This is a genomic window from Pseudomonas sp. GW821-FHT11G12 (assembly GCF_058808055.1).
Window position 1 is genome coordinate 236,350 of record NZ_JBXARH010000009.1, and the last position, 21,814, is coordinate 258,163.

The 21,814-nt window shown below is 61.2% G+C and carries 24 protein-coding genes; 14 read left to right on the top strand and 10 right to left on the bottom strand.

Annotation, left to right across the window (positions count from 1 at the left end):
* The first annotated feature begins 26 nt into the window (after window positions 1–26).
* The 3 genes from AC1RR7_RS24345 to AC1RR7_RS24355 all read left to right on the top strand — a co-directional run bounded on the left by AC1RR7_RS24345 (window position 27) and on the right by AC1RR7_RS24355 (window position 2,637).
* Window positions 27–947, top strand: coding sequence for a LysR family transcriptional regulator (locus tag AC1RR7_RS24345; protein ID WP_096819394.1), 921 nt, complete (start codon window positions 27–29; stop codon window positions 945–947).
* A gap of 62 nt (window positions 948–1,009) precedes the next feature.
* A complete protein-coding gene (locus AC1RR7_RS24350; RefSeq protein WP_493158603.1) occupies window positions 1,010–2,218 on the top strand; it encodes a low temperature requirement protein A in 1,209 nt (402 codons plus the stop codon).
* 53 nt (window positions 2,219–2,271) lie between these two features.
* Window positions 2,272–2,637 carry a 5-carboxymethyl-2-hydroxymuconate Delta-isomerase gene (locus tag AC1RR7_RS24355; protein WP_096819392.1) on the top strand — a complete coding sequence of 122 codons (366 nt, stop codon included), beginning with the start codon at window positions 2,272–2,274 and terminating at the stop codon, window positions 2,635–2,637.
* Window positions 2,638–2,640: 3 nt separating this feature from the next.
* On the opposite strand, the gene AC1RR7_RS24360 is transcribed toward AC1RR7_RS24355, so the two are convergent.
* Both AC1RR7_RS24360 and AC1RR7_RS24365 read right to left on the bottom strand, forming a co-directional pair.
* Window positions 2,641–3,576 carry a LysR family transcriptional regulator gene (locus AC1RR7_RS24360; RefSeq protein ID WP_096819391.1) on the bottom strand — a complete coding sequence of 312 codons (936 nt, stop codon included), beginning with the start codon at window positions 3,574–3,576 and terminating at the stop codon, window positions 2,641–2,643.
* A gap of 212 nt (window positions 3,577–3,788) precedes the next feature.
* A complete protein-coding gene (locus tag AC1RR7_RS24365; protein WP_493158604.1) occupies window positions 3,789–4,973 on the bottom strand; it encodes a cyanate transporter in 1,185 nt (394 codons plus the stop codon).
* Window positions 4,974–5,282: 309 nt separating this feature from the next.
* Here AC1RR7_RS24365 and AC1RR7_RS24370 point away from each other — a divergent pair, with 309 nt between their 5' ends.
* The 4 genes from AC1RR7_RS24370 to AC1RR7_RS24385 all read left to right on the top strand — a co-directional run bounded on the left by AC1RR7_RS24370 (window position 5,283) and on the right by AC1RR7_RS24385 (window position 9,526).
* Complete coding sequence (locus AC1RR7_RS24370) at window positions 5,283–6,932, top strand: phosphoethanolamine transferase (RefSeq protein ID WP_493158605.1); 1,650 nt, start codon at window positions 5,283–5,285, stop codon at window positions 6,930–6,932.
* 131 nt (window positions 6,933–7,063) lie between these two features.
* Window positions 7,064–8,197 carry a ribonuclease D gene (gene rnd, locus AC1RR7_RS24375; protein WP_096819388.1) on the top strand — a complete coding sequence of 378 codons (1,134 nt, stop codon included), beginning with the start codon at window positions 7,064–7,066 and terminating at the stop codon, window positions 8,195–8,197.
* Entirely contained in the window at window positions 8,194–8,487 is a 294-nt protein-coding gene (locus tag AC1RR7_RS24380; protein WP_096819387.1) for a YcgL domain-containing protein, read from the top strand. Before rnd ends, AC1RR7_RS24380 begins: the two co-directional genes overlap by 4 nt.
* Window positions 8,488–8,593: 106 nt before the next feature.
* Window positions 8,594–9,526, top strand: a complete 933-nt coding sequence (locus tag AC1RR7_RS24385; protein WP_096819386.1) for a D-2-hydroxyacid dehydrogenase — start codon at window positions 8,594–8,596, stop codon at window positions 9,524–9,526.
* A gap of 61 nt (window positions 9,527–9,587) precedes the next feature.
* On the opposite strand, the gene AC1RR7_RS24390 is transcribed toward AC1RR7_RS24385, so the two are convergent.
* The gene (locus tag AC1RR7_RS24390) at window positions 9,588–10,181 is read right to left on the bottom strand and encodes a nitroreductase family protein (protein ID WP_085605592.1); all 594 of its coding nucleotides are present in this window, start codon (window positions 10,179–10,181) and stop codon (window positions 9,588–9,590) included.
* Between the two features lie 282 nt (window positions 10,182–10,463).
* Here AC1RR7_RS24390 and AC1RR7_RS24395 point away from each other — a divergent pair, with 282 nt between their 5' ends.
* Window positions 10,464–10,913, top strand: coding sequence for a YcgN family cysteine cluster protein (locus AC1RR7_RS24395; protein WP_025110643.1), 450 nt, complete (start codon window positions 10,464–10,466; stop codon window positions 10,911–10,913).
* 81 nt (window positions 10,914–10,994) lie between these two features.
* The gene (locus AC1RR7_RS24400; RefSeq protein ID WP_493158607.1) at window positions 10,995–12,224 is read left to right on the top strand and encodes a hypothetical protein; all 1,230 of its coding nucleotides are present in this window, start codon (window positions 10,995–10,997) and stop codon (window positions 12,222–12,224) included.
* A 3-nt stretch (window positions 12,225–12,227) separates the two neighbouring features.
* Here AC1RR7_RS24400 and AC1RR7_RS24405 read toward each other — a convergent pair whose 3' ends face one another.
* The 4 genes from AC1RR7_RS24405 to AC1RR7_RS24420 all read right to left on the bottom strand — a co-directional run bounded on the left by AC1RR7_RS24405 (window position 12,228) and on the right by AC1RR7_RS24420 (window position 14,473).
* On the bottom strand, window positions 12,228–12,605 hold the full coding sequence (locus AC1RR7_RS24405; protein ID WP_096819384.1) for a YgaP family membrane protein: 378 nt from the start codon (window positions 12,603–12,605) through the stop codon (window positions 12,228–12,230).
* 81 nt (window positions 12,606–12,686) lie between these two features.
* Window positions 12,687–13,157: an RNA methyltransferase gene (locus AC1RR7_RS24410; RefSeq protein ID WP_007958066.1), complete on the bottom strand. Its 471-nt coding sequence runs from the start codon at window positions 13,155–13,157 to the stop codon at window positions 12,687–12,689.
* Window positions 13,158–13,365: 208 nt separating this feature from the next.
* Window positions 13,366–13,737: a YajD family HNH nuclease gene (locus AC1RR7_RS24415; protein WP_007944009.1), complete on the bottom strand. Its 372-nt coding sequence runs from the start codon at window positions 13,735–13,737 to the stop codon at window positions 13,366–13,368.
* Between the two features lie 49 nt (window positions 13,738–13,786).
* Complete coding sequence (locus AC1RR7_RS24420) at window positions 13,787–14,473, bottom strand: spermine/spermidine synthase domain-containing protein (RefSeq protein WP_493158609.1); 687 nt, start codon at window positions 14,471–14,473, stop codon at window positions 13,787–13,789.
* A 79-nt stretch (window positions 14,474–14,552) separates the two neighbouring features.
* On the opposite strand from AC1RR7_RS24420, the gene AC1RR7_RS24425 reads away from it, so the two are divergent.
* Window positions 14,553–14,837 (top strand): hypothetical protein, encoded by a 285-nt coding sequence (locus AC1RR7_RS24425; RefSeq protein WP_096819383.1) that lies wholly within the window; start codon window positions 14,553–14,555, stop codon window positions 14,835–14,837.
* Here AC1RR7_RS24425 and AC1RR7_RS24430 read toward each other — a convergent pair.
* Window positions 14,834–15,307, bottom strand: coding sequence for a cyclic nucleotide-binding domain-containing protein (locus AC1RR7_RS24430; protein ID WP_096819382.1), 474 nt, complete (start codon window positions 15,305–15,307; stop codon window positions 14,834–14,836). The genes AC1RR7_RS24425 and AC1RR7_RS24430 overlap by 4 nt on opposite strands.
* A 108-nt stretch (window positions 15,308–15,415) precedes the next feature.
* On the bottom strand, window positions 15,416–17,470 hold the full coding sequence (locus AC1RR7_RS24435; RefSeq protein WP_493158610.1) for a S9 family peptidase: 2,055 nt from the start codon (window positions 17,468–17,470) through the stop codon (window positions 15,416–15,418).
* Between the two features lie 99 nt (window positions 17,471–17,569).
* Between AC1RR7_RS24435 and AC1RR7_RS24440 the strand changes: the two genes are divergently transcribed.
* The 3 genes from AC1RR7_RS24440 to AC1RR7_RS24450 are packed head-to-tail and all read left to right on the top strand — an operon-like array spanning window position 17,570 to window position 19,420.
* Window positions 17,570–18,070: an MFS transporter gene (locus AC1RR7_RS24440; RefSeq protein ID WP_096819380.1), complete on the top strand. Its 501-nt coding sequence runs from the start codon at window positions 17,570–17,572 to the stop codon at window positions 18,068–18,070.
* Between the two features lie 16 nt (window positions 18,071–18,086).
* Window positions 18,087–18,863, top strand: coding sequence for a class II glutamine amidotransferase (locus AC1RR7_RS24445; protein WP_003222625.1), 777 nt, complete (start codon window positions 18,087–18,089; stop codon window positions 18,861–18,863).
* Between the two features lie 14 nt (window positions 18,864–18,877).
* Window positions 18,878–19,420 (top strand): DUF2937 family protein, encoded by a 543-nt coding sequence (locus AC1RR7_RS24450; RefSeq protein ID WP_493158612.1) that lies wholly within the window; start codon window positions 18,878–18,880, stop codon window positions 19,418–19,420.
* Between the two features lie 4 nt (window positions 19,421–19,424).
* Here the strand turns inward: AC1RR7_RS24450 and AC1RR7_RS24455 are convergent, their stop codons facing one another.
* Entirely contained in the window at window positions 19,425–20,339 is a 915-nt protein-coding gene (locus AC1RR7_RS24455; protein ID WP_493158614.1) for a LysR family transcriptional regulator, read from the bottom strand.
* Window positions 20,340–20,484: 145 nt separating this feature from the next.
* Between AC1RR7_RS24455 and AC1RR7_RS24460 the strand changes: the two genes are divergently transcribed.
* Window positions 20,485–21,771, top strand: a complete 1,287-nt coding sequence (locus AC1RR7_RS24460) for an MFS transporter (RefSeq protein WP_096819377.1) — start codon at window positions 20,485–20,487, stop codon at window positions 21,769–21,771.
* The last annotated feature ends 43 nt before the right edge of the window (window positions 21,772–21,814 follow it).

Below are 21,814 nucleotides of genomic sequence, written 5' to 3' on the forward strand. Positions count from 1 at the left end.
ACAATCTGGGGACCGGGGGGCAAGGGATGAATCGCAATGAACTTCGCAAGGCCGACATCAACCTGATGGTGGTGTTCGAAACCTTGATGCTCGAGCGCAACGTGACCCGGGCCGCCGAGAAGCTGTTTCTCGGCCAGCCGACCATCAGTTCGGCGCTCAATCGCCTGCGCACCATGCTCAACGATCCATTGTTTATCCGAGTCGGCCACCGCATGGAACCGACGGCCCGCGCCGAAGACATCTATCGCCATCTCAAACCCGCGCTGGACTCGTTGTCGGTGGCGTTGAGCCTGACCCGTGATTTCGATCCCGCCGTCAGTACCATGACCTTTCGCATCGGTCTGTCGGATGATGTCGAATTCGGTCTGCTGCCGCCGCTGTTGCGCGCCTTGCGCCAGGAAGCACCGAACGTGGTGTTCGTGGTACAGCACGTCGATTACTGGCGGATTCCCGATCTGCTGGCGGCTGGCGATATCACCGTCGGCATCAGTCAGACCCGTGGCCTGCCCGCCAATGCCAAGCGCAAACTGCTGCGGCATATCCAGCCGAGCATCCTGCGCGCCGACAAGTCCGACACGCCGCTGACCCTCGATGAATATTGCGCACGCCCCCATGTGTTGGTTTCTCACACCGCCAATGTCAGTGGTTATGCCGATGAGTGGCTGGCGGACATCGGTCGCACCCGTCAGGTGGTGCTGTCGGTGCCGCAGTACAGTTCGTTGCCGGCGCTGCTGGCCGGCACCGACCTGATCGCCAGCCTGCCGGACTACGCCGCCGAAGCCATGGCTGCCTCGGGCCTGCTGTTCAAGGAACCGTTCCCGTTCAAGACCCCGACCCTCGACCTGTCGATGGTCTGGCTCAGCCATGTCGACAGTGACCCGGCCGAGCGTTGGCTGCGTTCGCGGCTGGAGCAATTCATGAGCGAGCGACCGCACGCGCCGTTCTGACTTGCCGACCCGTTGTCCGGCTGCTTTGCTGAGTACACCTGAATTCGGCGGAGCCTCCACCCATGAGCATTTCCCGTGGTTTGCTGCGTGGGCGCGGCAGTCTCGACAGTGGCAAGGTCGGCATGGTCGAGCTGTTTTTCGACCTGGTGTTCGTGTTTGCCGTGACTCAGCTATCGCACACGCTGCTCGCGCACCTGTCGATCGAGGGCGCGGTACACGTGGCGCTGCTGATGGTCGCCGTGTGGTGGGTGTGGATCTTCACGTCCTGGATCACCAACTGGCTCGACCCGGAAAAGCTGCCGGTGCGCCTCGGGCTGTTCGGCCTGATGATCGCCGGTTTGCTGCTTTCGTCTTCGATCCCCAAGGCGTTCACCGAGCGCGGTCTGATGTTCGCGGCCGCGTTCGTGTTCATGCAGGTCGGGCGCACGTCGTTCGCGATCTGGGCGGTTCGCGGGGAGTCATTGAACATGACCCGCAACTTTCAGCGCATCCTCGCGTGGCTGACGTTGTCCGGGGTGTTCTGGATCGGCGGAGCGTTTGTCGAAGGCGAACAGCGGCTGTTCTGCTGGGCGCTGGCGCTGCTGATCGAACTGATTTCGCCGTCGCTGTATTTCTGGGTGCCGGGACTGGGCCGATCGTCTTTGAGTGACTGGAACGTCGAAGGCAATCACATGGCCGAGCGTTGCGCGCTGTTCGTGATCATTGCCTTGGGTGAATCGTTGCTGGTGACTGGCGCGACCTTCGCCGAGCTGACCCCGGGCCGCGATGGACTGCTGGCGTTTCTGGTGGCGGTACTGGGCAGCATCGCCATGTGGTGGGTGTACTTCGACAGTGGTGCGGAGCGCGCGCACCACCGTATCGCCCATTCCGCCGACCCCGGGCGACAGGCGCGAATCGCCTACACCTACCTGCATGTGCTGATCGTCGCCGGGGTCATCGTCAGCGCGGTGGCCGATGAACTGGTGCTGGTGCATCCGGATCATGCCAGCGACGCCGGCATCGTCGTGATCGTTGCCGGGCCGTGGTTGTTCCTGCTCGGCAATGCATTGTTCAAGTGGGTCATGGCTGACCGACCGTTTCCACCGTTATCGCATGTGGTCGGGCTGATAGCGCTAACGCTGCTGTTGCCGCTGGCACTGAATCACTGGTTTTCGGCGCTGGCGCTCGGTGCGTTGACCACAGCCGCCGTGGTGCTGGTGGCGATCTGGGAAACCCTGGCGCTGCGTCGGGCGCTACCGGTTCCCGCGTCGGAAAAAGCCGCAGGAGAGTAGGGCGGGGCTGTGTTATATGTACGACCTTTCTGCCGACTGACTGGAGTCTCCCGATGCCACACCTGCACATGGAATACACCGCCAACCTGCCGCAACTGAACGCCGACGTGGCGTTGATCCGGCTCAACAACACCCTGGTGGGTTCCGGTCAGTTCGCGGCGGAGTTCGATATCAAGAGCCGCGCGGTCAAGGTGGAATCCTTCAAGGTCGGTACCGCCATGAGCGAGCGTGCCTTTGTAGCGGTGAGGCTGGCGCTGCTCAGCGGTCGTTCCCCGGAGATCAAGAAACAACTCTCGCAAAACCTGTTGGCGGTGCTGCAGGACCTGTGCGAATGGCCGGCCGGTGTCGAAGTGCAGTTGAGTGTGGAACTGCTCGACATCGATCGCGAGTCCTACAGCAAAGTCGCCATCGGCGTGTAAGACTCAGGCCGCCTCCAGCTCCGCGCAGGTCTTGATGACCTGCTCGCGCAGCCACAGATTGGCGCTGTCCTGATCGACGCTGTGGCTCCACTGCATGTCGAGGGTGAAACCCGGCAGGCCGTTCGGCGCCTCGCAGTGATTGAACACCGCGTCGTTGGTCAGCAAACGCTGGATCCGCCGGGGCAGGGTAAGGATGAAATCGGTGCCGGTGATCATCTTCAACGCGGCGCTGTAGCTGTTGGAACGGGCGACGATCTGGCGCTTCTGCGCCTGACGCGCGAGCCAGCCATCGACCATGTTGGTGGTGGACGTCCAGGGCGTCGGGAACACATGCCGGCGTTCGGTGAAGGCTTGCAGGCTGAGGCGTGGCTCCAGCGGCGTGGCGCGTTTGTCGAAGACGCAGACCAGGTCATCTTCCAGCAACATCCGGGATTTAAGATCGGTATGGCTGCGATGGAAGTTGGGGCCGAAACAGACCACCAGGTCGAGGCTGCCATCGCGCAGTTCTTCAGCCGGCACGTCGGTTTCGAACTTGTGCATGTTGACCATCACCGGCAGATCGTCGAAGTCGAAACGCTTCAACAGCCGCGGCAGGATCAGTTGTTCGAAGTATTCCGGTGCGCAGATGTTGAACGTCACCGGTTGCGCCATCGGGTCGAAGGTCGGGGCGCCGGCGTGGCACAGGTTGATGCTTTCGAGGATCTTCTGCACATGGCCATACATGCTGCTGGCCTTGTAGGTCGGGCGCATGCCGGTGCGGGTGTTGACGAACAATTCGTCTTCGAAACTGGTGCGCAGTTTTTTCAGGCAGTAACTGACGGTGGACTGACTGACAAACAGCGCCTCCGACACATCGGTGACGCTGCTTTGCTCATACACGGCGACAAACACCATGAGATCCTGCATGTCGAGCTTTCTAAGCAAGTTACTGTTCAGCATCCGTTCTGTCTCGCTGTGCTCCTTGCGCTGAATCCGCGCAAACGTGTGCGCATGATCGTAACGGAACGATGGTCCCAGGAGAAAGCCCTGTAGGATTTTTCACGGACAGTTGTGGGACAGAAAGTTTTAGGAATACGACGTGTCGAATCAAACCTGGCAAAGATGGCCAGAAGCCTTTAGCTAGAGGGGTGAGCCCCGTGCACAACGCCCGATCAGCGAAAGTGCCGGGCGTAATGCCGAGGGTCAAAGCGCCACACGATCAACAGCATGAGCACCATGATGGCTGTCAGTGACCACCAGGCCCATTCGAAGCTGCCCAGTCGATCGCGGATCATCCCTGCCAGCAGCGGTGAAAGGCCCGCAATCAGATAGCCGATGCCTTGCACGAAGGCGGTCAGACCGCCGGCTCGCTGTGGATTGTCGAGGTGGTCGAGGGAGACGATCAGGCTCATCGGGAACAACCCGCCAATCCCCAGACCCAAGAGGCACGGCCACAGCAGGCTCAAGTGTTGCGGGCTGAGGATCAAGCCGCAAAAACCGCCAATGATCAGCACCAGCAGGGCGCCCAGCACCCGGCGTCGGTCACGGCTGCGGTTGGCGATAGCGGGAACCACCAGGCCGGAAATCACCTCCATGGCCGTCAGAAAACCCAACAGCAGACCGGCGTTCTGTTCACTCCAGCCGTTTTCCACGTAGTACGGCGCGAGCCACGCCAATACGCAGGTGTAGGACGCCGTCCCCAGACCGAAGAAGATTGCGAGCAGCCAGGCGCGGGAATGGGTGAAGAAGGTTTCTTTCTTTGCCTTGGTGGCTGTGACAGGCGCTGTGTCGTTGCTTCGCAACAACCAGAACAGCAGCGCGAGCAACGCCAGTACCGCCCAGATCGCCAGACCTGCCCGCCAACTGCCGGTGTCGAGCAACACCCGTGGCGCAAAGGAGGCGGCCAGCGCGGCACCGCCCATGATCGAGGTGACATACAGCCCCATGCACAGCGACACGTTGTCGGCAAAACGCGATTTGATCAGGGCTGGCATCAACGCCTGAATCAGCGCGATGCCGATCCCGGCAAGCACGGCGCTGACGATCAGTTGTGCCGCCGAGTCGAGAAACAGCCGCGACAGGGTTGCCAGGCCGATGATCAGCAACGACAGCACCACCGTGCGCCGTTCGCCCAGACGCTGGCTGATGCCGATCCCGAAAAACATCGCCAGCCCCATCGCCATCACCGGCAGCATGGTCAGCAGCGAGGCGAGGCTGAAGCTCAACGGTATGTCGCCGCGAATCGCCGACAGCAAAGGCCCGACGGCGGCCATCGACGGGCGCAGGTTAAGGGCGACAAGGACGATACCGAGCATCAGCCAGACGGCGGGGCGGGCAGTGGCGCGAACGTTTTCCATCTTCAGACCTTTGAATCAGAGGCTGTCGATTAGGCCGGTGTGGTGCGAGGAGCGGCAAATCAGAAAATCCCGAGGGGTATTTAAAAAGTCGATACGTCTCCCGAGCCCTCAGCGCAAGCCAGCAGCGATTTTTTACTGAATCAGGCCTGACGCATTTTCAAGTTTCATGGTTATTTCATGAGCTAACTAATCGTTGGCTTCTTTTTCACAAAATATTGATGGTTTTCTGCGTAGAGTTTTTGTCGCCTTAGTCAATGAAATTTTCACAATTGGCGAAGGCGCTTCTTTTCAGGAAATCGCCTCTTCATCATGTTCAAGTTAAAAGCCGTGCGCCCGGAATGGGTGACGTTGTTTGCCAGCGCCTTTCTTTTGGCCGGATTCAATTTCGTACTCTGGGAACACCTTTTCGAGATCACCGCGGCCGACGGCAAGGGCATCGCCATGCGCATTGCGTTCGGGGTGATGATCTTCGCGGCGTACAACATCGTGCTGACGTTTCTGAGCTTTCGCCCGGTATTGAAACCGGTGTTGACGGTACTGTTTCTGATCAGTGCCGGCGTGGCTTATTTCATGAGCCAATATGGCGTGATGATAGACGCCGGCATGTTTCGAAACTTCGCTGAAACCAATGCCACGGAAGTTCGCGATCTACTGTCGTTGAAGTTGTTCGCTTATATCGTGTTCCTGGGTGTCTTGCCGTCCTGGTTATTGTGGAAGTTGCCCGTCAACTATCGTCGCTGGCACCGAGAGTTATTAAGCAAAGTTGTGGTGTGTGCAGCATCGGTCGCCGTCATTGGCGGTGTGGCACTAGCCAACTATCAGGGCCTGTCCTCGCTGTTTCGTAACCACCATGAATTGCGCCTGATGCTGGTGCCGAGCAATTACATCGGCGCGTCGGCCGGCTATCTGCGTGAACAGGTGGTTTCCGCCCAGCAACCGTTCATCAAGATCGGTGAAGACGCCCAGCGCAACCCTGTATTGCAAAACCGTCCGCACAAGTCGCTGACCGTGCTGGTGGTGGGCGAAAGTGCCCGGGCAGAGAACTTCGGCATCCTCGGTTACGGACGTGATACGACGCCGAAACTGGACAAGGAAGCCGGTTTGATCGCCTTCACCGACGTGCATTCCTGCGGCACTGAAACGGCCGTGTCGGTGCCGTGCATGTTCTCCAACATGGGCCGCAAGGATTACGACGCCAGCAAGGCGAAGAATCAAGAAGGGCTGCTGGACGTGCTCAAGCGCGCTGGCATCGATGTGATCTGGCGCGACAACCAGTCAGGCTGCAAAGGCACCTGCGATCGCGTCACCCAGCAGGACGTGAGCAACCTGAAAGATCCGGCGTTGTGCGCCAACAGCGAATGCCGCGACGAAATCCTTCTGCAAGGCCTGCAGAGCTTCATCGATCACCTGGACAAGGACACCGTGCTGGTCCTGCACCAGATGGGCAGCCACGGCCCGGAATACTTCAAGCGTTATCCGAAGGAATACGAACACTTCACCCCGGTGTGTGAAAGCAACGCACTGAACAATTGCAGCCGCGACAGCATCGTCAACGGTTACGACAACACGCTGGTGTACACCGACCATGTGCTGTCGAGCCTGATCGATGTCTTGCGCAGCAATCAGGAAAAAGTCGATACCGCCATGCTGTATCTCTCCGACCACGGCGAGTCGTTGGGCGAGTACAACCTGTTCCTGCACGGCACGCCTTACATGCTGGCGCCGGAACAACAGAAACATGTGGCGATGCTGGCCTGGTTTTCCGACAGCTATCAGAAGTCCTACTCGGTCGACACCCATTGCCTGCAATTGAGCCGCAACAAACCGTTGAGTCAGGACAACCTGTTCCATTCGATGCTCGGTTTGCTGGAAGTGCAGAGCCAGGTCTATCAGCACGATCTGGACATGTTTGCCGGTTGCCGCGGTGCGGTCATCGACGGGGTTCTGGCCAAGGACTGAGCCTGCGGAATCTTTCTGTAAGACTATTCTTGCTATCCAGCAGGAGATTTCATCAAAGCACTTGCCCTGCGGAGGCGCAGAAAGCGCCGGTGGCGATATATACTGCGCGCCATTCTTGAAGGGAGAGCCGTGTGGCCATCGATATTCACTGGATTCGCGACAACGATAGCCTCGCGCAGTTTTGCGCCGAGTGGCAGCAGCTGCCTTTCGTTGCCCTCGACACCGAATTCATGCGGGTCGACACCTTCTACCCGATTGCCGGCCTGTTGCAGGTCGGCGACGGCAAACGCGCCTATCTGATCGACCCGCTGACCATTGACGCCTGGCAACCGCTGGCGGCGTTGCTGGAAAACCCGGCGGTGCTCAAAGTCCTGCACGCGTGCAGCGAAGACCTCGAAGTCCTGCTGCGCCTGACCGGCAGCCTGCCGGCGCCACTGTTCGACACGCAACTGGCCGCCGCCTACCTGAACCTCGGGTTCTCGATGGGTTACTCGCGTCTGGTGCAGGAAGTGCTCGGCATCGAACTGCCGAAGGGCGAAACCCGTTCCGACTGGTTGCAGCGTCCGTTGTCCGACACGCAAATCAGCTATGCCGCTGAAGATGCCGTGCATCTGGCGGAGGTTTTCGTACAACTGCGTCCGAAGCTGTCCGACGACAAATACGCCTGGGTGCTGGAGGACGGCGCCGAACTGGTCGCCAACCTGCGCCGTGAGACCGATCCGTACGAGGTGTATCGCGAGGCGAAGCTGGCGTGGAAACTGTCCCGCGCCCAACTCGCCGTTTTGCGCGAGCTGTGCGCCTGGCGTGAGCGCGAGGCCCGTGCCCGCAATCTGCCGCGCAACCGCATCGTCCGTGAGCATTCGTTGTGGCCACTGGCGCGCACGCAACCGGACAACCTCAGCGCGCTGGGCAAGATCGAAGACATGCACCCGCGTACCGTGCGTCAGGACGGCGAGTTTCTGCTTGATCTGATCAAACGCTCTGGCAGTGTGGGGCCAGATCAGTGGCCGCCAGCCGTGCCGGAGCCGCTGCCGATCGAAGCCGCTGCGCTGATCAAACAGCTGCGGGCGCTCGGTCAGGCCGAAGCTGAACGCCTGAGCATCGCGCCGGAACTGATGCTGCGCAAGAAAACCCTCGAAGCGCTGGTCAAAAGCGGCTTCCCCGAGGGGCCTTACCAATTGCCTGATTCGCTGCGTGGCTGGCGCCGCGAATTGATGGGCCAGATGCTGCTCGACAGCCTGGCCACCGCCGGAGAACAGCCTTGAAACGTATTTGCTCGATTTACCAAAGTTCGAAACGCAGCGGCATGTACCTTTACGTGCTCAAGAGCGATGCGCTGGAGCGTGTGCCGGAAGCCTTGATGCTGGCGTTCGGCAAGGCCAGGCACTCCTTCGATCTGGTGCTGACTCCCGAGCGCAAGCTGGCCAGTGAAGACATCGTCGTCGTGCTGGAAAACCTCGACAAGCAGGGTTACCACCTGCAAATGCCGCCGGCCGAGGACGAGTACATCGAACACTTGCCCGAAGAGTTGCTGCGACGCAACGACCCGGTCTGACCTGCGAGGCCCTGTCCTGGGCCTCCTGTAATCCCTGGAACTGTTTTTACGGCGACGACCGCCACGAAGTGGGCGGCCGTCTGCACGGTTTGCGAAAGGTTTGAACATGCGCGTTCTGATTGCTGAACACGACCACGCGATATATGCCCGACTGCTGCGTCAGGCGGCCCCGGAGCTTGAAGTGCTGACCAGCGGCGACTCTGCCGAGCTGGCTCGCCAGGCAGTCGATTGCCCGGTGTGGCTCGGTCAGCCGGATCTGTTGGCGACTCTGCTGCGTCAGGGCCATCAGCCACAATGGCTGCAATCGACCTGGGCCGGCATCACGCCGCTCTTGGCCGACGGCCTGCGCCGGGATTACCGCTTGACCCGGGCGGTCGGCATTTTCGGTCAGGTGATGGCCGAGTACGTGCTGACCTACATGCTCGGTCACGAGCGCGAAGTGCTGGCCCGGCTGGTCAGCCAGGTCGAGCGCAAGTGGGACAGTCGCACCGGCCAGAGTCTGGTCGGGCGCAAGGTGCTGATCGTCGGCACCGGTGACATCGGCCAGAGCGTGGCGCAGTTTCTGCTGCCGTTCGGCGTCGAGTTGTACGGCATCGCCAGCAGCGCCCGGGAGCAGGCGCCGTTTGTCGAAGTCGGTTCGATGGCGGACCTGCCACGGCTGGTGGGCGAGGTGGATTACGTGGTCAATCTGCTGCCCAACACCGAGCACACCCACGACATCTACGACGCGGCGCTGTTCAAGCAATTCAAGCCGACCGGGTTGTTCATCAACGCCGGGCGCGGTGTGGCCGTCGTCGATGCGGATCTGGTCGAAGCGTTGAAGGAAGGCCATCTGGCCGGCGCGGTGATTGACGTCTGCCGCCAGGAGCCGTTGCCGCAACGTCATCCGTTCTGGACCGCGTGGGGCCTGCTGTTGACCGGGCACAGCTCGGCACCGACATCGCCGCCGATGATGGTGCAGTTGTTTCTGGATAACTTGCGGGCATATCAGGCGGGCGAAACGTTGCGTGGGGAAGTGGATTTCGCACGCGGTTACTGACTACGAAGATCGTGAGAGATCGTTCCCACGCAGAGCGTGGGAACGATCACGTGGTGAAGCTTTAGAGGGTGAAATCCCCTTCAGCCGCCAGCTCGCTCAGCGGACGACGCGGGCTCGGTGTTTCCCGCGCTTGCAGGTAATCCGCCAGGGTTGCCTTGTCACCCAGTTTGCCTACCGCAACAGCGGCGTGCAGCGCATAACCTTCCGGAATGTTCAGCTCCTTGCGGGTCAGCTCCTGATCGAAGCCGGCCATGCCGTGGGTGTGCCAGCCGCTCAGGCTCGCTTGCAGCGCCAGGTGGCCCCACGCGGAACCGGTGTCGAAGGTGTGCCACAGTGCCGGCGTTTCTTCGGTGGCGCCCGGTGCGGTAAAGGTGGTTTTCGAAATCACGATCACCAGCGCCGACGCGTGCTGCGCCCAACTGCGGTTGAATTCGTTGAGCAGGCCCAGGTAACGCTCCCAGTTCGGCGTGTCGCGACGGGCGTAGAGAAAACGCCACGGCTGCGAGTTGTACGCCGATGGCGCCCAGCGCGCGGCTTCGAAGAAGCTCAGCAGGGTTTCCTCGGAAATCGCTTCGCCGGTGAAGGCGCGGGGCGACCAGCGATCGGTGAACTGCGGGTGAATGGCGTATTCGGCAACGCGAGGGTTGGCACTCATCGAGAGATTCCTTGCTACGTTTGAGGATAGGTTTGAAGCAAAACCCGGCGGGATCAGTTGGGCTGAACGATGGGGGCTGTATCTGAAGCCGTGCAGTTCACCGGAATGCAACGCGGTCGAGCGTTAATGGCACCCAGCCAGGGCTTCTTGAGACTGGCAAAGCTACTTGGCCGCGCAAAAACTGACAAGCCCCGCACAACCGGCAGTCGCCAGTGCTTGGCCCACGGGGCCTTGGGCACTAGACTGGCGGCCTTTTCACCACCTGATGTAGATGCTTGAGCCATGGCCGCCAAAGTCGAACCGTTCTGGATACGCAAAACCCTCGATCAACTGGATCACGAGGAATGGGAATCGCTGTGCGACGGATGTGGCCTGTGCTGCCTGCAGAAGCTCGAGGATGAAGAAGACAACAGCGTCTACTACACGCGCATCGCCTGCAAACTGCTGGACCTGAAAACCTGCCAGTGCAGCGATTACCCGAACCGCATCAAGTTTGTCCCGGACTGCATCCAGCTCACCCCGGGCCAGGCCGAAGAGTTCAAATGGCTGCCGCCGACCTGCGGTTATCGGCTGGTCAGCGAGGGCAAGGATCTTCCGTTGTGGCACCACCTGGTCTGCGGTGATCGCGACGCCGTGCACCACGAACGGATTTCCCAGTCCGGGCGCATGCTCGCCGAAGGCAGCGTGCCGGAAGACGATTGGGAAGATCACCTGATTTTCCGGGCCGGCTAAGTTCTGAGGGGCTAAGTTCTGAGGAGTTAAGTTCTGAGGAGTAAGCCCCGCCGAGGATTCAAGTTTCAACAAGGAGTGTGTATGGCTGTGGGATTGCGCCGGACGCTGATCGTCGGACTGCTGATGCTGAGCGCGCCGGTGTGGGCGGCGAAGAAGGTCGATCTGGATTACCACGTGCGTCTGTTGCCGCAAAGCGATCAGGCGGAAGTGCGCCTGACCCTTGCCAAAGGCGAGGCCGTGCGCAGTCTGGATTTCGACCTCGGCGACGGCAGCCACTACAGCGACTTCAAGGCCGACGGCCAATGGCAATTGACGCCGGGCCAGCAGGCGCGCGGCATATGGCGCCCGACGGCGGACAAGGCCAGCCTGACCTACCGCGTACGCATCAGCCACGGCCGCAAGAACGGCAGCTTCGACACGCGCATGACCCCGACCTGGGTGTTGATGCGCGGCGATGAACTGGTGCCGCCAGCCAGGCTCGATCAGCAGGACGGCATCGAACTGGTCTCGCGCCTGCACTTCGATCTGCCCGACGGCTGGAAAAGCGTCGAAACTGCCTGGCCGCGCATCGGCAAGAACAAATTCCGCATCGACAATCCGTCCCGTCTGTTCGACCGGCCCACTGGCTGGATGCTCGCCGGGCACCTCGGCAGCCGCCGCACGCGGCTGGGGGAAACCGAAGTGACGGTGGCTTCGCCGCAGGGGCAGGGCATGCGCCGGATGGACGTGCTGACATTGCTGACGTTTGTCTGGCCGCAGGTGCAAGCGGTGTTTCCCCGCCATCCGACCAAACTGCTGATCGTCGGTGCCAACGACCCGATGTGGCGCGGCAGCTTGGCGGCGCGGGAGTCGATCTACCTCAACACGCGGTTGCCGCTGGTCAGCGAAAGCGGCAGCAGCCCCTTGGTCCGCGAGCTGGCGCAGGTGTTCGGACGGATCAACGACGAGCAGCGCAGTGACTGGATAAAAGAAGGTTTCGCCGAGTATTACGCCGTCGAACTGGTGCGTCGTGCTGGCGGTATGAGCGACGAGCGTTATCAGGCATTGCAGGTAAAACTGGCCAAGGACAGCCAGAAGGTCAGCACACTGCGTGGTGAGCAGATCAGCTCGGCGCAGGTCTCCAAAGCGGTTCTGCTGTTACAGGAACTGGATCGCGAAATCCGTCTGAAGACCCGCAACAAACGGTCGCTGGATGATGTGCTGCGCGGGGCGATGCATCTGGGGACGGTGGATACCAAGGCGTTTGTGCAACTCGCCGAGAGTGTCATCGGCGAGTCGTCCAAGGTGCTTGATAGCGGTTTGCTTCAGTAGCGATCAGACCCCGGCCTTCGGCGACTTCACCGAATCATTGCCGGTCACGGTAGCGGTTTTGGTCGCCGCTTCGGCATTGGCTTTCAGCTTGCTCAGTTCTTCACCGGCCCGCTCGATCTTCGTGCGCACGTTGTTCATGTCCTGACGGCTTTTCTCCAGCAGGCTTTTCACCGAACTGTGCCCGGTGATGCCACGGGCCATGGCCACGCCGCCAATCGCCACCTGAATCAGACCGAACACGCCGCCACGGCGCAGCCCCTTGCCAACCATGATCACGCCGCCGGCCAGCGAGCCGATGCGCTCCCAGCCTTCGACGTTCTGCTCGGAACGGGTCTGGAATGGGGTGGATTCGATACGCTCGACGCGTTTGAGCTCGGTCATGATCTTTCTCCAGGCATTGAGTAATGGATAAACAAGCTGACTGCGTGGGCGGTCAGCTCGTTCCATCGGATGTGCGGCGGTTCAGCGGAATTTCGGCCCGGAACGGGTGTTCAAGCCTTTGGCCATGCGGTCGTAAAGCACGACGTTGACTGTGGCGGCGAGGTTCATGCAACCGGTGGTCGGGATGTACACGACGTCTTCGCACCAGTCGCGGATCTCTTGATCCAGCGAGCCGTCTTCGGGGCCGAAGATGTACAGGGCGCGATCCGGGTGAGTGTATTCCGGCAGCGGGCGGGCGCCGTCGACCAGTTCCACGGCGACCGGTACGCAATTGAGCGGCAGGATCTTTTTCAGGTCGTCGATGCCGATCAGCGGGATGTCGTAGTGCACGCGCTTGGTGTCGGTGACGAAATCGGCGGCGCGTTCATAGCGCTTGCCGGTGTAGAACACGGTCGACACGCCGTAACAGCCTGCGGCGCGCATCACCGAACCGACGTTTTCCGGTGATTTGGGGTTATACAAACCAATGCAGCTGTACCGTTTGTCTGCCACGAGCGGGGTGCCTTCGGGAAAAAGAGGGCGATTATACGGGGATTGGGGGAGGGCGGGCAGATTCAGGACAGATCATTCCCACGCTCCGCGTGGGAATGCGGCCCGGGACGCTCCGCGTCCCCTTCAAAGCCGAACGCGGAGCGTCCGAAGAGGCGTTCCCACGCGGACGGTTCGACGCCTCGACGTGGGAACGATCAGAGTGGTGGACTCAGTCTTCTTTCTTCATCAACCCGGCCAGCGCCGCAAACGGGTTGTGCGTGGCCTTGGCGATTTTCGGCGTGCTCAGCGAGCCTTCGCCGAAGTACTGCTGGTCGGTGTAGCGCGAGTGTTCGTTGTCGTGGCAGTACAGGCACAGCAGTTCCCAGTTGGAACCGTCCTGCGGGTTGTTGTCGTGGTTGTGGTCGCGGTGATGCACGGTCAGCTCGCTCAGGCGCTTGCCGGAAAACTCACGGGCGCAGCGGCCGCACACATGCGGGTACATCTTCAGGGCCTTGTCACGGTAGCCCATTTCCTTGTCGCGCTGGTTGTCGGCGAGGATGCGATCCAGCTTCGAAGTGTTGGTCGGGGTGGACGAACTCATGGGTTCACCTTTGTAGAAAGACTAATGACGGTTATGACGCAAGTTTAGCTCAGCCCTTGAGCTTCTCGGCAATCCAGATCGTGTGGCGGGTGCCCTTGTTGCCGTGGGCGAAGACCTGCACTTCCTCGGCCTTGAAACCGGCCTTCTTCAATTTGTCGGAAAACTGCCGGTCGGCGCTGGCCGACCACACCGCCAGCACGCCTCTGGGCCGCATCGCCTTGGCGCACGCGGCCAGGCCGGCGGCGGAATACAGCCAGCTGTTGGCCTTCTGGGTCAGGCCTTCGGGGCCGTTGTCGACGTCGAGCATGATCGCGTCGAAACCGTTCGGCTCGCTTTGCAGCACCTTGGCCACGTCTTCCTGACGGATCACCGTGCGTGGGTCGAGCAGCGGGCGCCCGGACTTTTCACCGAGCGGGCCGCGGTTCCATTCAACGACGCCGGGCACCAGTTCGGCGACCACCACTTCGGCACTTTTGCCCAGATGCTTGAGCGCGGAGGCGAGGGTGAAGCCCATGCCCAGGCCGCCGATCAGCACGCGCGAGTTCGGTCGGCCGGCAACCTTGCGGCACGGGATCTCGGCCAGTGCGTCTTCGGAACCGTGCATGCGGGTGTTCATCAATTGCCCGCCGTCGCCGCCCTGGATCTTGATGACAAAGTCCTCGCCATACTCGAACAGGCACAGGGCTCCGCCGTTGTCAGGGATCGGCGTGGTGTCGAGCAGAACGAAACGTTTCATGGAAATCTCTAAAGAGGGGGAGGCAAGCAGGCGCGTTGGGAGTAGCCTGAACGCAGACTTCAGGCCAACGGAGCCCTTGATGAAGCGCACCATTCTAACGGTCATTACCCTGGCCGCGCTCTCGATAACTGCAGTGCAGGCCCAACAGACGATTCCCGTCAGCCCGACGCCGCAACCGGGTTCGCCCGGCACCGCGACGCCAACCCCGTATCCGCAGATCAGCCCGGTACCGATTCCCAAGACTGGTTCCGGCAGTGGCGGGCCACCGCTGGTGCCGATCGAGATGCCCAGCCCGCCGTCCAAGGATCAGCCATTGCCGGGCCTCGAACAGAACGACGGCAAGAGCAAATCCCCCGGCGGCTAGATCTGTTGCGCCGCCAGTTGGCCGTCGGCCATGCGCAGGCGTTTGGACAGGGATACGGCGAGGGCGCGGATGATCTTGGCGGCGATTTTCGGCGCGTCGTTGAGCATTTTTTCCAGTGAATCCTTGCCGAGGTTGAGCAACTGACAGTTGCTCGCTGCCACGCAGGTCGCTGAGCGGCGTTCGCCATCCAGCACCGCCATTTCGCCGAACGCGCGGCCGCTGCGCAGGGTGGCCATGGTCACGACCTGGCCGTCGCTGCCGGTTTTCTGCACGGCCACCTGGCCGGTGTGGATGATGCACATGAAACTGCCGGCATCGCCTTCGCGAAAGATCGCTTCGCCTTCAGCCACGGTGCTGATGCTGAAGTAGCCCGATGCGGCGGCGAAATCCGCCAGTTGCAATTGATCGAACAGGCCGCAGTCCATCAGCCAGTCGCGGATTTCGTTGTTCAGCAGGGTTGGTTCTGACATGTCGTGCGGTCTTTTTGTTGTGTCGGTTTGCAGGCTCGCGAGCGGGCGCCGAGTTGATTATCGGCGCCCGGCGTCGGGAATTAAGACCTGACTGACCGGCGGAGTTCCTCAGGCGATACCCAGAACCTTGAAAACAAATGCATATTCGAGGGCTACGTCACGTAATCCCTGATAACGCCCGCTCATGCCGCCGTGGCCGGCGCCCAGTTCAGTCTTGAGCAGCAACGGATTGTCGTCGGTCTTGGTCGCGCGCAATTTCGCCACCCACTTGGCCGCTTCCCAGTACTGCACGCGGCTGTCGTTGTAGCCGGCGATCACCAGGGTGGCGGGATAAGCCTGCGCGGTAACGTTTTCGTACGGTGCGTAGGCCTTGATCCGCTCGTACACCTCCGGCTCTTCAGGATTGCCCCACTCGTCGTATTCGGTGACGGTCAGTGGCAGATCCGGATCGAGCATGGTGTTGAGCACATCGACGAACGGCACTTCGGCAATCGCCACGCCGAACAGATCCGGGCGCTGGTTAAGCACCGCGCCGATCAGCAAGCCACCGGCGCTGCCGCCGCTGATTGCCAGTTGCGGCGCGGTGGTGATGCCGTTGAGGATCAGGAACTCGGCGCAGGCAATGAAGTCGCTGAAGGTGTTGTGCTTGTGTTCCTGCTTGCCGGCGCGATACCAGGCTTCGCCCAGTTCACCGCCGCCGCGCACGTGGGCGATGGCGAACGCCATGCCACGATCCAGCAGACTCAGGCGTGCATGGGAGAACCAAGGGTCGAGGCTCGAACCGTAGGCGCCGTAACCGTACAGGTACAGCGGCACCGGTTTGCCGACCATTTCCCGCTTCATCACCAGGCTGATCGGTACCAGCGTGCCGTCCGGTGCGCTGGCCCACAGGCGTTGGCTGACGTAGGCGTCGGCGTCGAACGGACCGAGTACCGGGGTTTCCTTGAGCACCTCCTGCGCGCCGTTGGCGAGGATCAGTTGCCGAACCTGAGCCGGACGATTCAACGCCTCGTAGCGCAGGCGGATACGGTCGCTTTCGAATTCCAGGCTGTTTTGCACATAGAGGCTGTAGGCCGCGTCCGGCAATTGCACGCGATAAGGCGCCAGACCGTGTGGGCGAACTTCGATGATCGGCAAACCGCCTTCACGCAGGCTCAGGGTCAGGGCTTCGGCGTTGAGGGTCACGCCATCGAGCATCACCGAATCGCTGTGGGGAATCAGGTTCTGCCAGTCGGCTTCGCTCGGCGCGATGCCGGTGTCCGGCGCCTGATACAGGGCGAAGTTGATGCCGTCGCGGTTGGTGCGGATGAACCAGGTCCATTCGCCGTCGAGTTTGCCGTGGTCGACGTCGTATTCGTGATCCTCGACCCGAGGCGCCAGGCAAGCGAAGGGCAGGTGCGGCTGATTGGCGTCCAGCGCCCAGACTTCGCTGGTGGTCTTGCTGCCCAGGGACAGCAGCAATTGCTGCTCGGAGCTGGCGCGGTAGCAATGCAGGAAGAAACGCCCGTCCGGCTCATGGAACACCTCTTCGGCGGCAGTGCCGTCGAGGCGGTAGCGGAACAGTTTGTGCGGACGATGGGTGTCGTCGAGCTCGCCGAAGAACAGCGTCAGGCTGTCGTTGGCCCAGGTCATGCTGCCGTCGCAGTCCTGGAATTCCAGTTCGCTGACACGCTCGCTGGACAGTTCCTTCACGAACAGCGTGTAAATCTCGTCGCCCGAGGCATCGACGCTGTAGGCCAGACGCTGGTGATCCGGGCTGATGCTGAACGCGCCGAGGGAGAAAAAGCCGCCATTGGCCAAGGCGTTCGGGTCAAGCAGCAACTGTTCGCGGCTTTCGTCGAGGGTCAGGCTGTCGTCGGCCGGACGCGGGCAGCGGTAGTGGCGGGGGTATTCGTCACCGGCCGTGGTGCGCGTGTAATACAGATACGGGCCCCATGGCGACGGCAGGGACAGGTCGGTTTCGAGAATCCGGCCCTTGATCTCTTCGAACAGGGTTTCGCGCAGTCCGGTCTGATCGGCGGTCTGCGCCTGCTGGTAGTCGTTTTCGGCCTTGAGGTAGTCGAGCACCGCGTCGGTGTCGCGTTCCTGCAGCCAGGCATACGGGTCGTGACCGGCATCCTTGCGGGCAATCGGGGCGCTGGTGACGTTGGCGGATACGGGCATGGAGGGCTCTCGAACATGACAAATGAGGACCGCACGGACGGCGGGGAAGCCTGATGTGCGAAAAGTCGTTACTATAAGCGCCTCTTTGCCTGCCTTGCCATGGACACCATGACCGAGAACGACTATCTGATCGCCTGGGGCCTCTACGCCTTTGCCGCCGTGGGCTGCCTGTTGGTGTGGATGCGCATGACCCGCTGGATGTGGCGCTGGCTGCGCGAACCGCTGCGTGTGCTGATGGCGGTGCTGCTGTTCAGCCCGACCATCATCGACCCGGTGAAGGAAAAATTCGCCCCGTCCATTGCCATCACGGCGCTGGATCTGGCGTTCAAGGTGGGCAACAACGCCTTTCGTGCGATTTCCGAACTGCTCATGTACGCCATGATCGCGTTCGGCCTGTACCTGATTTTCGTGCTGATCCGCTTCCCGATCGAACGCGCTTCGAAGGCTCGCAAGGAACAGGCCGAGGCCGCCCGCGCTGCCGCCCGTGCCGACGACGAACGCGACGGCGATCAACCGTTCGGCGCCGCCGGCGATGATCGTTATGGCCGTCCACCGCTGCCGAACAATCCGCAGCGCATGCGCGTCGAGCCGCGTCTGTAATCACGAGAGTCCGCACATGTGTGAACTATTGGGCATGAGCGCCAACGTGCCGACCGACATCGTGTTCAGCTTCACCGGGCTGATGCAGCGCGGCGGTCGCACCGGCCCGCACCGCGACGGCTGGGGCATCGCGTTCTATGAAGGTCGCGGGTTGCGGCTGTTCCAGGACCCGGCGGCCAGCTGCGAGTCGGAAGTCGCCAATCTGGTGCAGCGTTATCCGATCAAGAGCGAAGTGGTCATCGGTCATATTCGCCAGGCCAACGTCGGCAAGGTCTGCCTGTCCAACACCCACCCGTTCGTCCGCGAACTGTGGGGGCGCAACTGGTGCTTCGCACACAATGGCCAGCTCGCCGACTTCACCCCGATCAAGAGTTTCTACCGCCCGGTCGGCGATACCGACAGCGAAGCGGCGTTCTGCGATTTGCTCAACCGTGTACGTGCAGCGTTTCCGGAACCGGTCGATATAGAAGTGCTGCTGCCGGATCTGGTCGCCGCTTGCGCCGAATACCGCAGCAAAGGCGTGTTCAACTGCCTGCTCAGCGACGGCGACTGGCTGTTCTGCTATTGCTCGACCAAACTTGCGCAGATCACCCGTCGCGCACCGTTCGGCCCGGCGCGGCTCAAGGACGTCGATGTGATCGTCGACTTCCAGGCCGAAACCACGCCCAACGACGTGGTTACGGTGATTGCCACCGAACCCTTGACCGAAAATGAAACCTGGACCCGCTACGAACCGGGCCAATGGAGCCTGTGGCGACGCGGCGAATGCGTAAGCCAGGGCACGACCGAATAAAGGATCTCTCCCCGATGTTGCTCAGTTATCTACGGCTGGTGTTGTTTGCGGCGGGCCTGTTGATCGGTGTCCAGGTGCCGGGATTCATCAACGATTACGCCAAACGGGTCGAAGCGCATCTGATCGAGGCGCAGACCGGTCTGCGCGGCTTCCAGGGCACTGCCGAGCAGTTTTTCAAAGGTGATATTCAGGCGCTGGTCGCTCATTATCGCGCCAGTGAAGACCCTGTGTTTCGCAGCGATGCCGACAGCGTGAGCACTTTGCTCGCGCGTCAGACCGCGCTGGATAAGCAGTTCCAGGCCATGCAGGGCCCGTGGTACATCCGTGTGCTGCAAGTGGCGCTGGCCGCTGATCCGGACATCCGCAAGGAGACCTGGAACGGCTACAGCTATCAGATTCTGCTGACGCCGGAAGCGATGATCTGGGGCATGAGTGGCGCGTTGTTGCTGTCGTTCGGTCTCGAATGCCTGTTCCGTCTGATCGACTGGGTGGTGCTGGGCGGCAAGCGCCTGCGCCAGAGCCGGCCGATCGAAGACCGGGATGTGCGCGGGCTGTAACTGATCAAGGGGCGAGGACGACGTAGTTCTCGCCCATTTTTTGCGCGTACCCCTCCAGCACTTGCTGACACAGCGTCACAATCTCCTCGACCCATTCCACACCGACCCGCCACGACACCACGACCTGCAGGTTCGGCGGGCGCTGTTCGATGTCGAGCAGGGTCAGTTCGCCCCGCGCCAGTTCCTCGGCCACCAGCACCGGTGGCAGCGCGCCAATACCAAAACCGTCACGCAACAACCGGGTGATCGCCGACACCGAATTCACACAGTTCAAGCGTGGCGCCAGCACACTCGCAGCCTGCATCAGCGCCAGAATGTCCTGATGTGGCCGGGAGTTTTTCGAGTAGGTGATGATCCGTTCCTGCGCCAGGTCGGCGAGGCTTTGGTAGTTGCGGTTGTAGATCGAATTGCTGGCGACGATCCAGCCGATGGGGTGACTGGCCAGTTCCAGGCTGCGCACGCTTTCATGGCGTACCAGATCGGTTTGCAGGATCAGATCGAGAAAGCCTTTTTGCAGCTGATCGCAGAGGTTCAGCGACGTATCCGCCACCAGCTCGATTTCCACCCGTGGATACAGATCGGTCATCTGCGCCACCAGCGGGCTGAGCCAGGTGTGAATCACCGTGTCCATCACCCCGATGCGCACCCGGCCGACCTTGCTCGATCGGGTTTCGATCGACTGCTTCAGCGCCTGCATCGTGTCGAGCATCTGCTCGGCGTATTCCAGCACTTTCAGGCCTTCGGGGGTCAGGCTGACACCGCGTGAGTCGCGCAGAAACAGCTTCACCCCAAGCTCGCCCTCGAGCACCGCGATCCGGCTGGAGATCGAAGCCTGGGTGGTGAACAGCTTGTCAGCGGTCAGGCGAAAACTCTTCAGCCGGGCGACCCAGACAAAGGTCTCGAGAAACTTCAGGTTCATGGCAACAAATTTTTCTTATGTCTTGGGCGGGTTTTTATTCGTTGGACGCGACCGGGTGACGCACCCAAAAATCGACGCATCCGGTCCCCACGATAGGCGTCGTCGGGGCTACGAACAAGACCAATAATAATTGCGGAGATTTGCCATGAGTGCTCCCGACACCCTCCCTTTGTCAAAGGCCACGGCCCGTCCCGGACCGTTCGACTGGTATCGCAACATCAATCAGCAGGAGCGTCGCACCTTCTGGAGTTGCAAGATCGGCTACGGTCTGGACGGCATGGACACCCAGATGCTCAGCTTCGTGGTGCCGACCCTGATCGCGATGTGGGGCATCACCACGGGTCAGGCCGGGTTGATTCACACCAGCACGTTGATCGCCTCGGCCATCGGCGGCTGGGTAGCGGGGATTCTCTCCGACCGCATCGGCCGCGTGCGCACCCTGCAACTGACGGTGTTGTGGTTCGCCTTCTTCACCTTCCTCTGCGGCTTCGCCCAGAACTACGAGCAATTGCTGATCGCCCGCACCCTGATGGGTTTCGGTTTCGGCGGCGAATGGACCGCCGGCGCGGTGCTGATCGGTGAAGTCATTCGGGCCAAGGATCGCGGCAAGGCGGTGGGCATGGTGCAATCCGGCTGGGCGTTGGGCTGGGGCCTGACAGCGATTCTGTATGCGCTGCTGTTCTCGGTGCTGCCGCCGGAAGATGCCTGGCGCGCATTGTTCATCCTCGGCATCGTGCCGGCGGTGTTCGTGATTTTCGTCCGCCGTCTGGTGAAAGATCCGGAGATCTACCGCGAAGCCAAGGCCAGACAAACCCCGGAAAGCCCGTCGAAGTTCTACGAGATCTTCGCCCCCGGCATGCTCTTCACCACGATCCGTGCTTCGTTGCTGACTACTGGTGCCCTCGGCGGCTATTACGCGATCACCTCCTGGCTGCCGACTTTTCTGAAGAACGAACGCGGCTTGAGCGTACTCGGCACCGGCGGTTATCTGGCGATGGTGATCGTCGGTTCCTACGTCGGTTATGTGATCAGCGCCTATTTGACCGACCTGCTGGGGCGCAAGAAGAACTTCATCCTGTTCGCGGTCGGCTCGTTCACCATCGTTCTGCTCTACACCCAATTGCCGGTCAGCAACGGCGTGATGCTGTGGCTGGGTTTCCCGCTGGGCTTCTTTGCCTCGGGGATTTTCAGCGGCATGGGCGCGTTTCTCACCGAGCTGTTCCCTACGCGGATTCGCGGTTCGGGGCAGGGTTTTTGCTACAACATCGGCCGGGCGCTGGCGGCGTTGTTCCCGCTGCTGATCGGGCTGCTCAGCCAGAAGGTGCCGCTGAGTGTAGGCATCGGTGCCTTTGCGGCAGTGTCCTACGGCGTGGTGATTCTTGCGGCATTGAGCCTGCCGGAAACCCGTGGCAAGCAACTGGACGCGCAGTAACTGATAACCTGCGACAACTGTCCTACAGCATAAAAAGATAACA

What these genes read in the sequence shown, in the direction of transcription:
- AC1RR7_RS24440 (WP_096819380.1), top strand. Translation starts at nt 17,570, where the DNA reads ATGGACACCATGACCGAGAACGACTATCTGATCGCCTGGGGCCTCTAC.
- AC1RR7_RS24420 (WP_493158609.1), bottom strand. Translation starts at nt 14,473, where the DNA reads ATGAAACGTTTCGTTCTGCTCGACACCACGCCGATCCCTGACAACGGC.
- AC1RR7_RS24430 (WP_096819382.1), bottom strand. Translation starts at nt 15,307, where the DNA reads ATGTCAGAACCAACCCTGCTGAACAACGAAATCCGCGACTGGCTGATG.
- AC1RR7_RS24455 (WP_493158614.1), bottom strand. Translation starts at nt 20,339, where the DNA reads ATGAACCTGAAGTTTCTCGAGACCTTTGTCTGGGTCGCCCGGCTGAAG.
- AC1RR7_RS24370 (WP_493158605.1), top strand. Translation starts at nt 5,283, where the DNA reads ATGTTCAAGTTAAAAGCCGTGCGCCCGGAATGGGTGACGTTGTTTGCC.
- AC1RR7_RS24350 (WP_493158603.1), top strand. Translation starts at nt 1,010, where the DNA reads ATGAGCATTTCCCGTGGTTTGCTGCGTGGGCGCGGCAGTCTCGACAGT.
- AC1RR7_RS24395 (WP_025110643.1), top strand. Translation starts at nt 10,464, where the DNA reads ATGGCCGCCAAAGTCGAACCGTTCTGGATACGCAAAACCCTCGATCAA.
- AC1RR7_RS24435 (WP_493158610.1), bottom strand. Translation starts at nt 17,470, where the DNA reads ATGCCCGTATCCGCCAACGTCACCAGCGCCCCGATTGCCCGCAAGGAT.
- AC1RR7_RS24365 (WP_493158604.1), bottom strand. Translation starts at nt 4,973, where the DNA reads ATGGAAAACGTTCGCGCCACTGCCCGCCCCGCCGTCTGGCTGATGCTC.
- AC1RR7_RS24445 (WP_003222625.1), top strand. Translation starts at nt 18,087, where the DNA reads ATGTGTGAACTATTGGGCATGAGCGCCAACGTGCCGACCGACATCGTG.
- AC1RR7_RS24390 (WP_085605592.1), bottom strand. Translation starts at nt 10,181, where the DNA reads ATGAGTGCCAACCCTCGCGTTGCCGAATACGCCATTCACCCGCAGTTC.
- AC1RR7_RS24400 (WP_493158607.1), top strand. Translation starts at nt 10,995, where the DNA reads ATGGCTGTGGGATTGCGCCGGACGCTGATCGTCGGACTGCTGATGCTG.
- AC1RR7_RS24385 (WP_096819386.1), top strand. Translation starts at nt 8,594, where the DNA reads ATGCGCGTTCTGATTGCTGAACACGACCACGCGATATATGCCCGACTG.
- AC1RR7_RS24405 (WP_096819384.1), bottom strand. Translation starts at nt 12,605, where the DNA reads ATGACCGAGCTCAAACGCGTCGAGCGTATCGAATCCACCCCATTCCAG.
- AC1RR7_RS24415 (WP_007944009.1), bottom strand. Translation starts at nt 13,737, where the DNA reads ATGAGTTCGTCCACCCCGACCAACACTTCGAAGCTGGATCGCATCCTC.
- AC1RR7_RS24450 (WP_493158612.1), top strand. Translation starts at nt 18,878, where the DNA reads ATGTTGCTCAGTTATCTACGGCTGGTGTTGTTTGCGGCGGGCCTGTTG.
- AC1RR7_RS24360 (WP_096819391.1), bottom strand. Translation starts at nt 3,576, where the DNA reads ATGCTGAACAGTAACTTGCTTAGAAAGCTCGACATGCAGGATCTCATG.
- AC1RR7_RS24345 (WP_096819394.1), top strand. Translation starts at nt 27, where the DNA reads ATGAATCGCAATGAACTTCGCAAGGCCGACATCAACCTGATGGTGGTG.
- AC1RR7_RS24425 (WP_096819383.1), top strand. Translation starts at nt 14,553, where the DNA reads ATGAAGCGCACCATTCTAACGGTCATTACCCTGGCCGCGCTCTCGATA.
- AC1RR7_RS24460 (WP_096819377.1), top strand. Translation starts at nt 20,485, where the DNA reads ATGAGTGCTCCCGACACCCTCCCTTTGTCAAAGGCCACGGCCCGTCCC.
- AC1RR7_RS24355 (WP_096819392.1), top strand. Translation starts at nt 2,272, where the DNA reads ATGCCACACCTGCACATGGAATACACCGCCAACCTGCCGCAACTGAAC.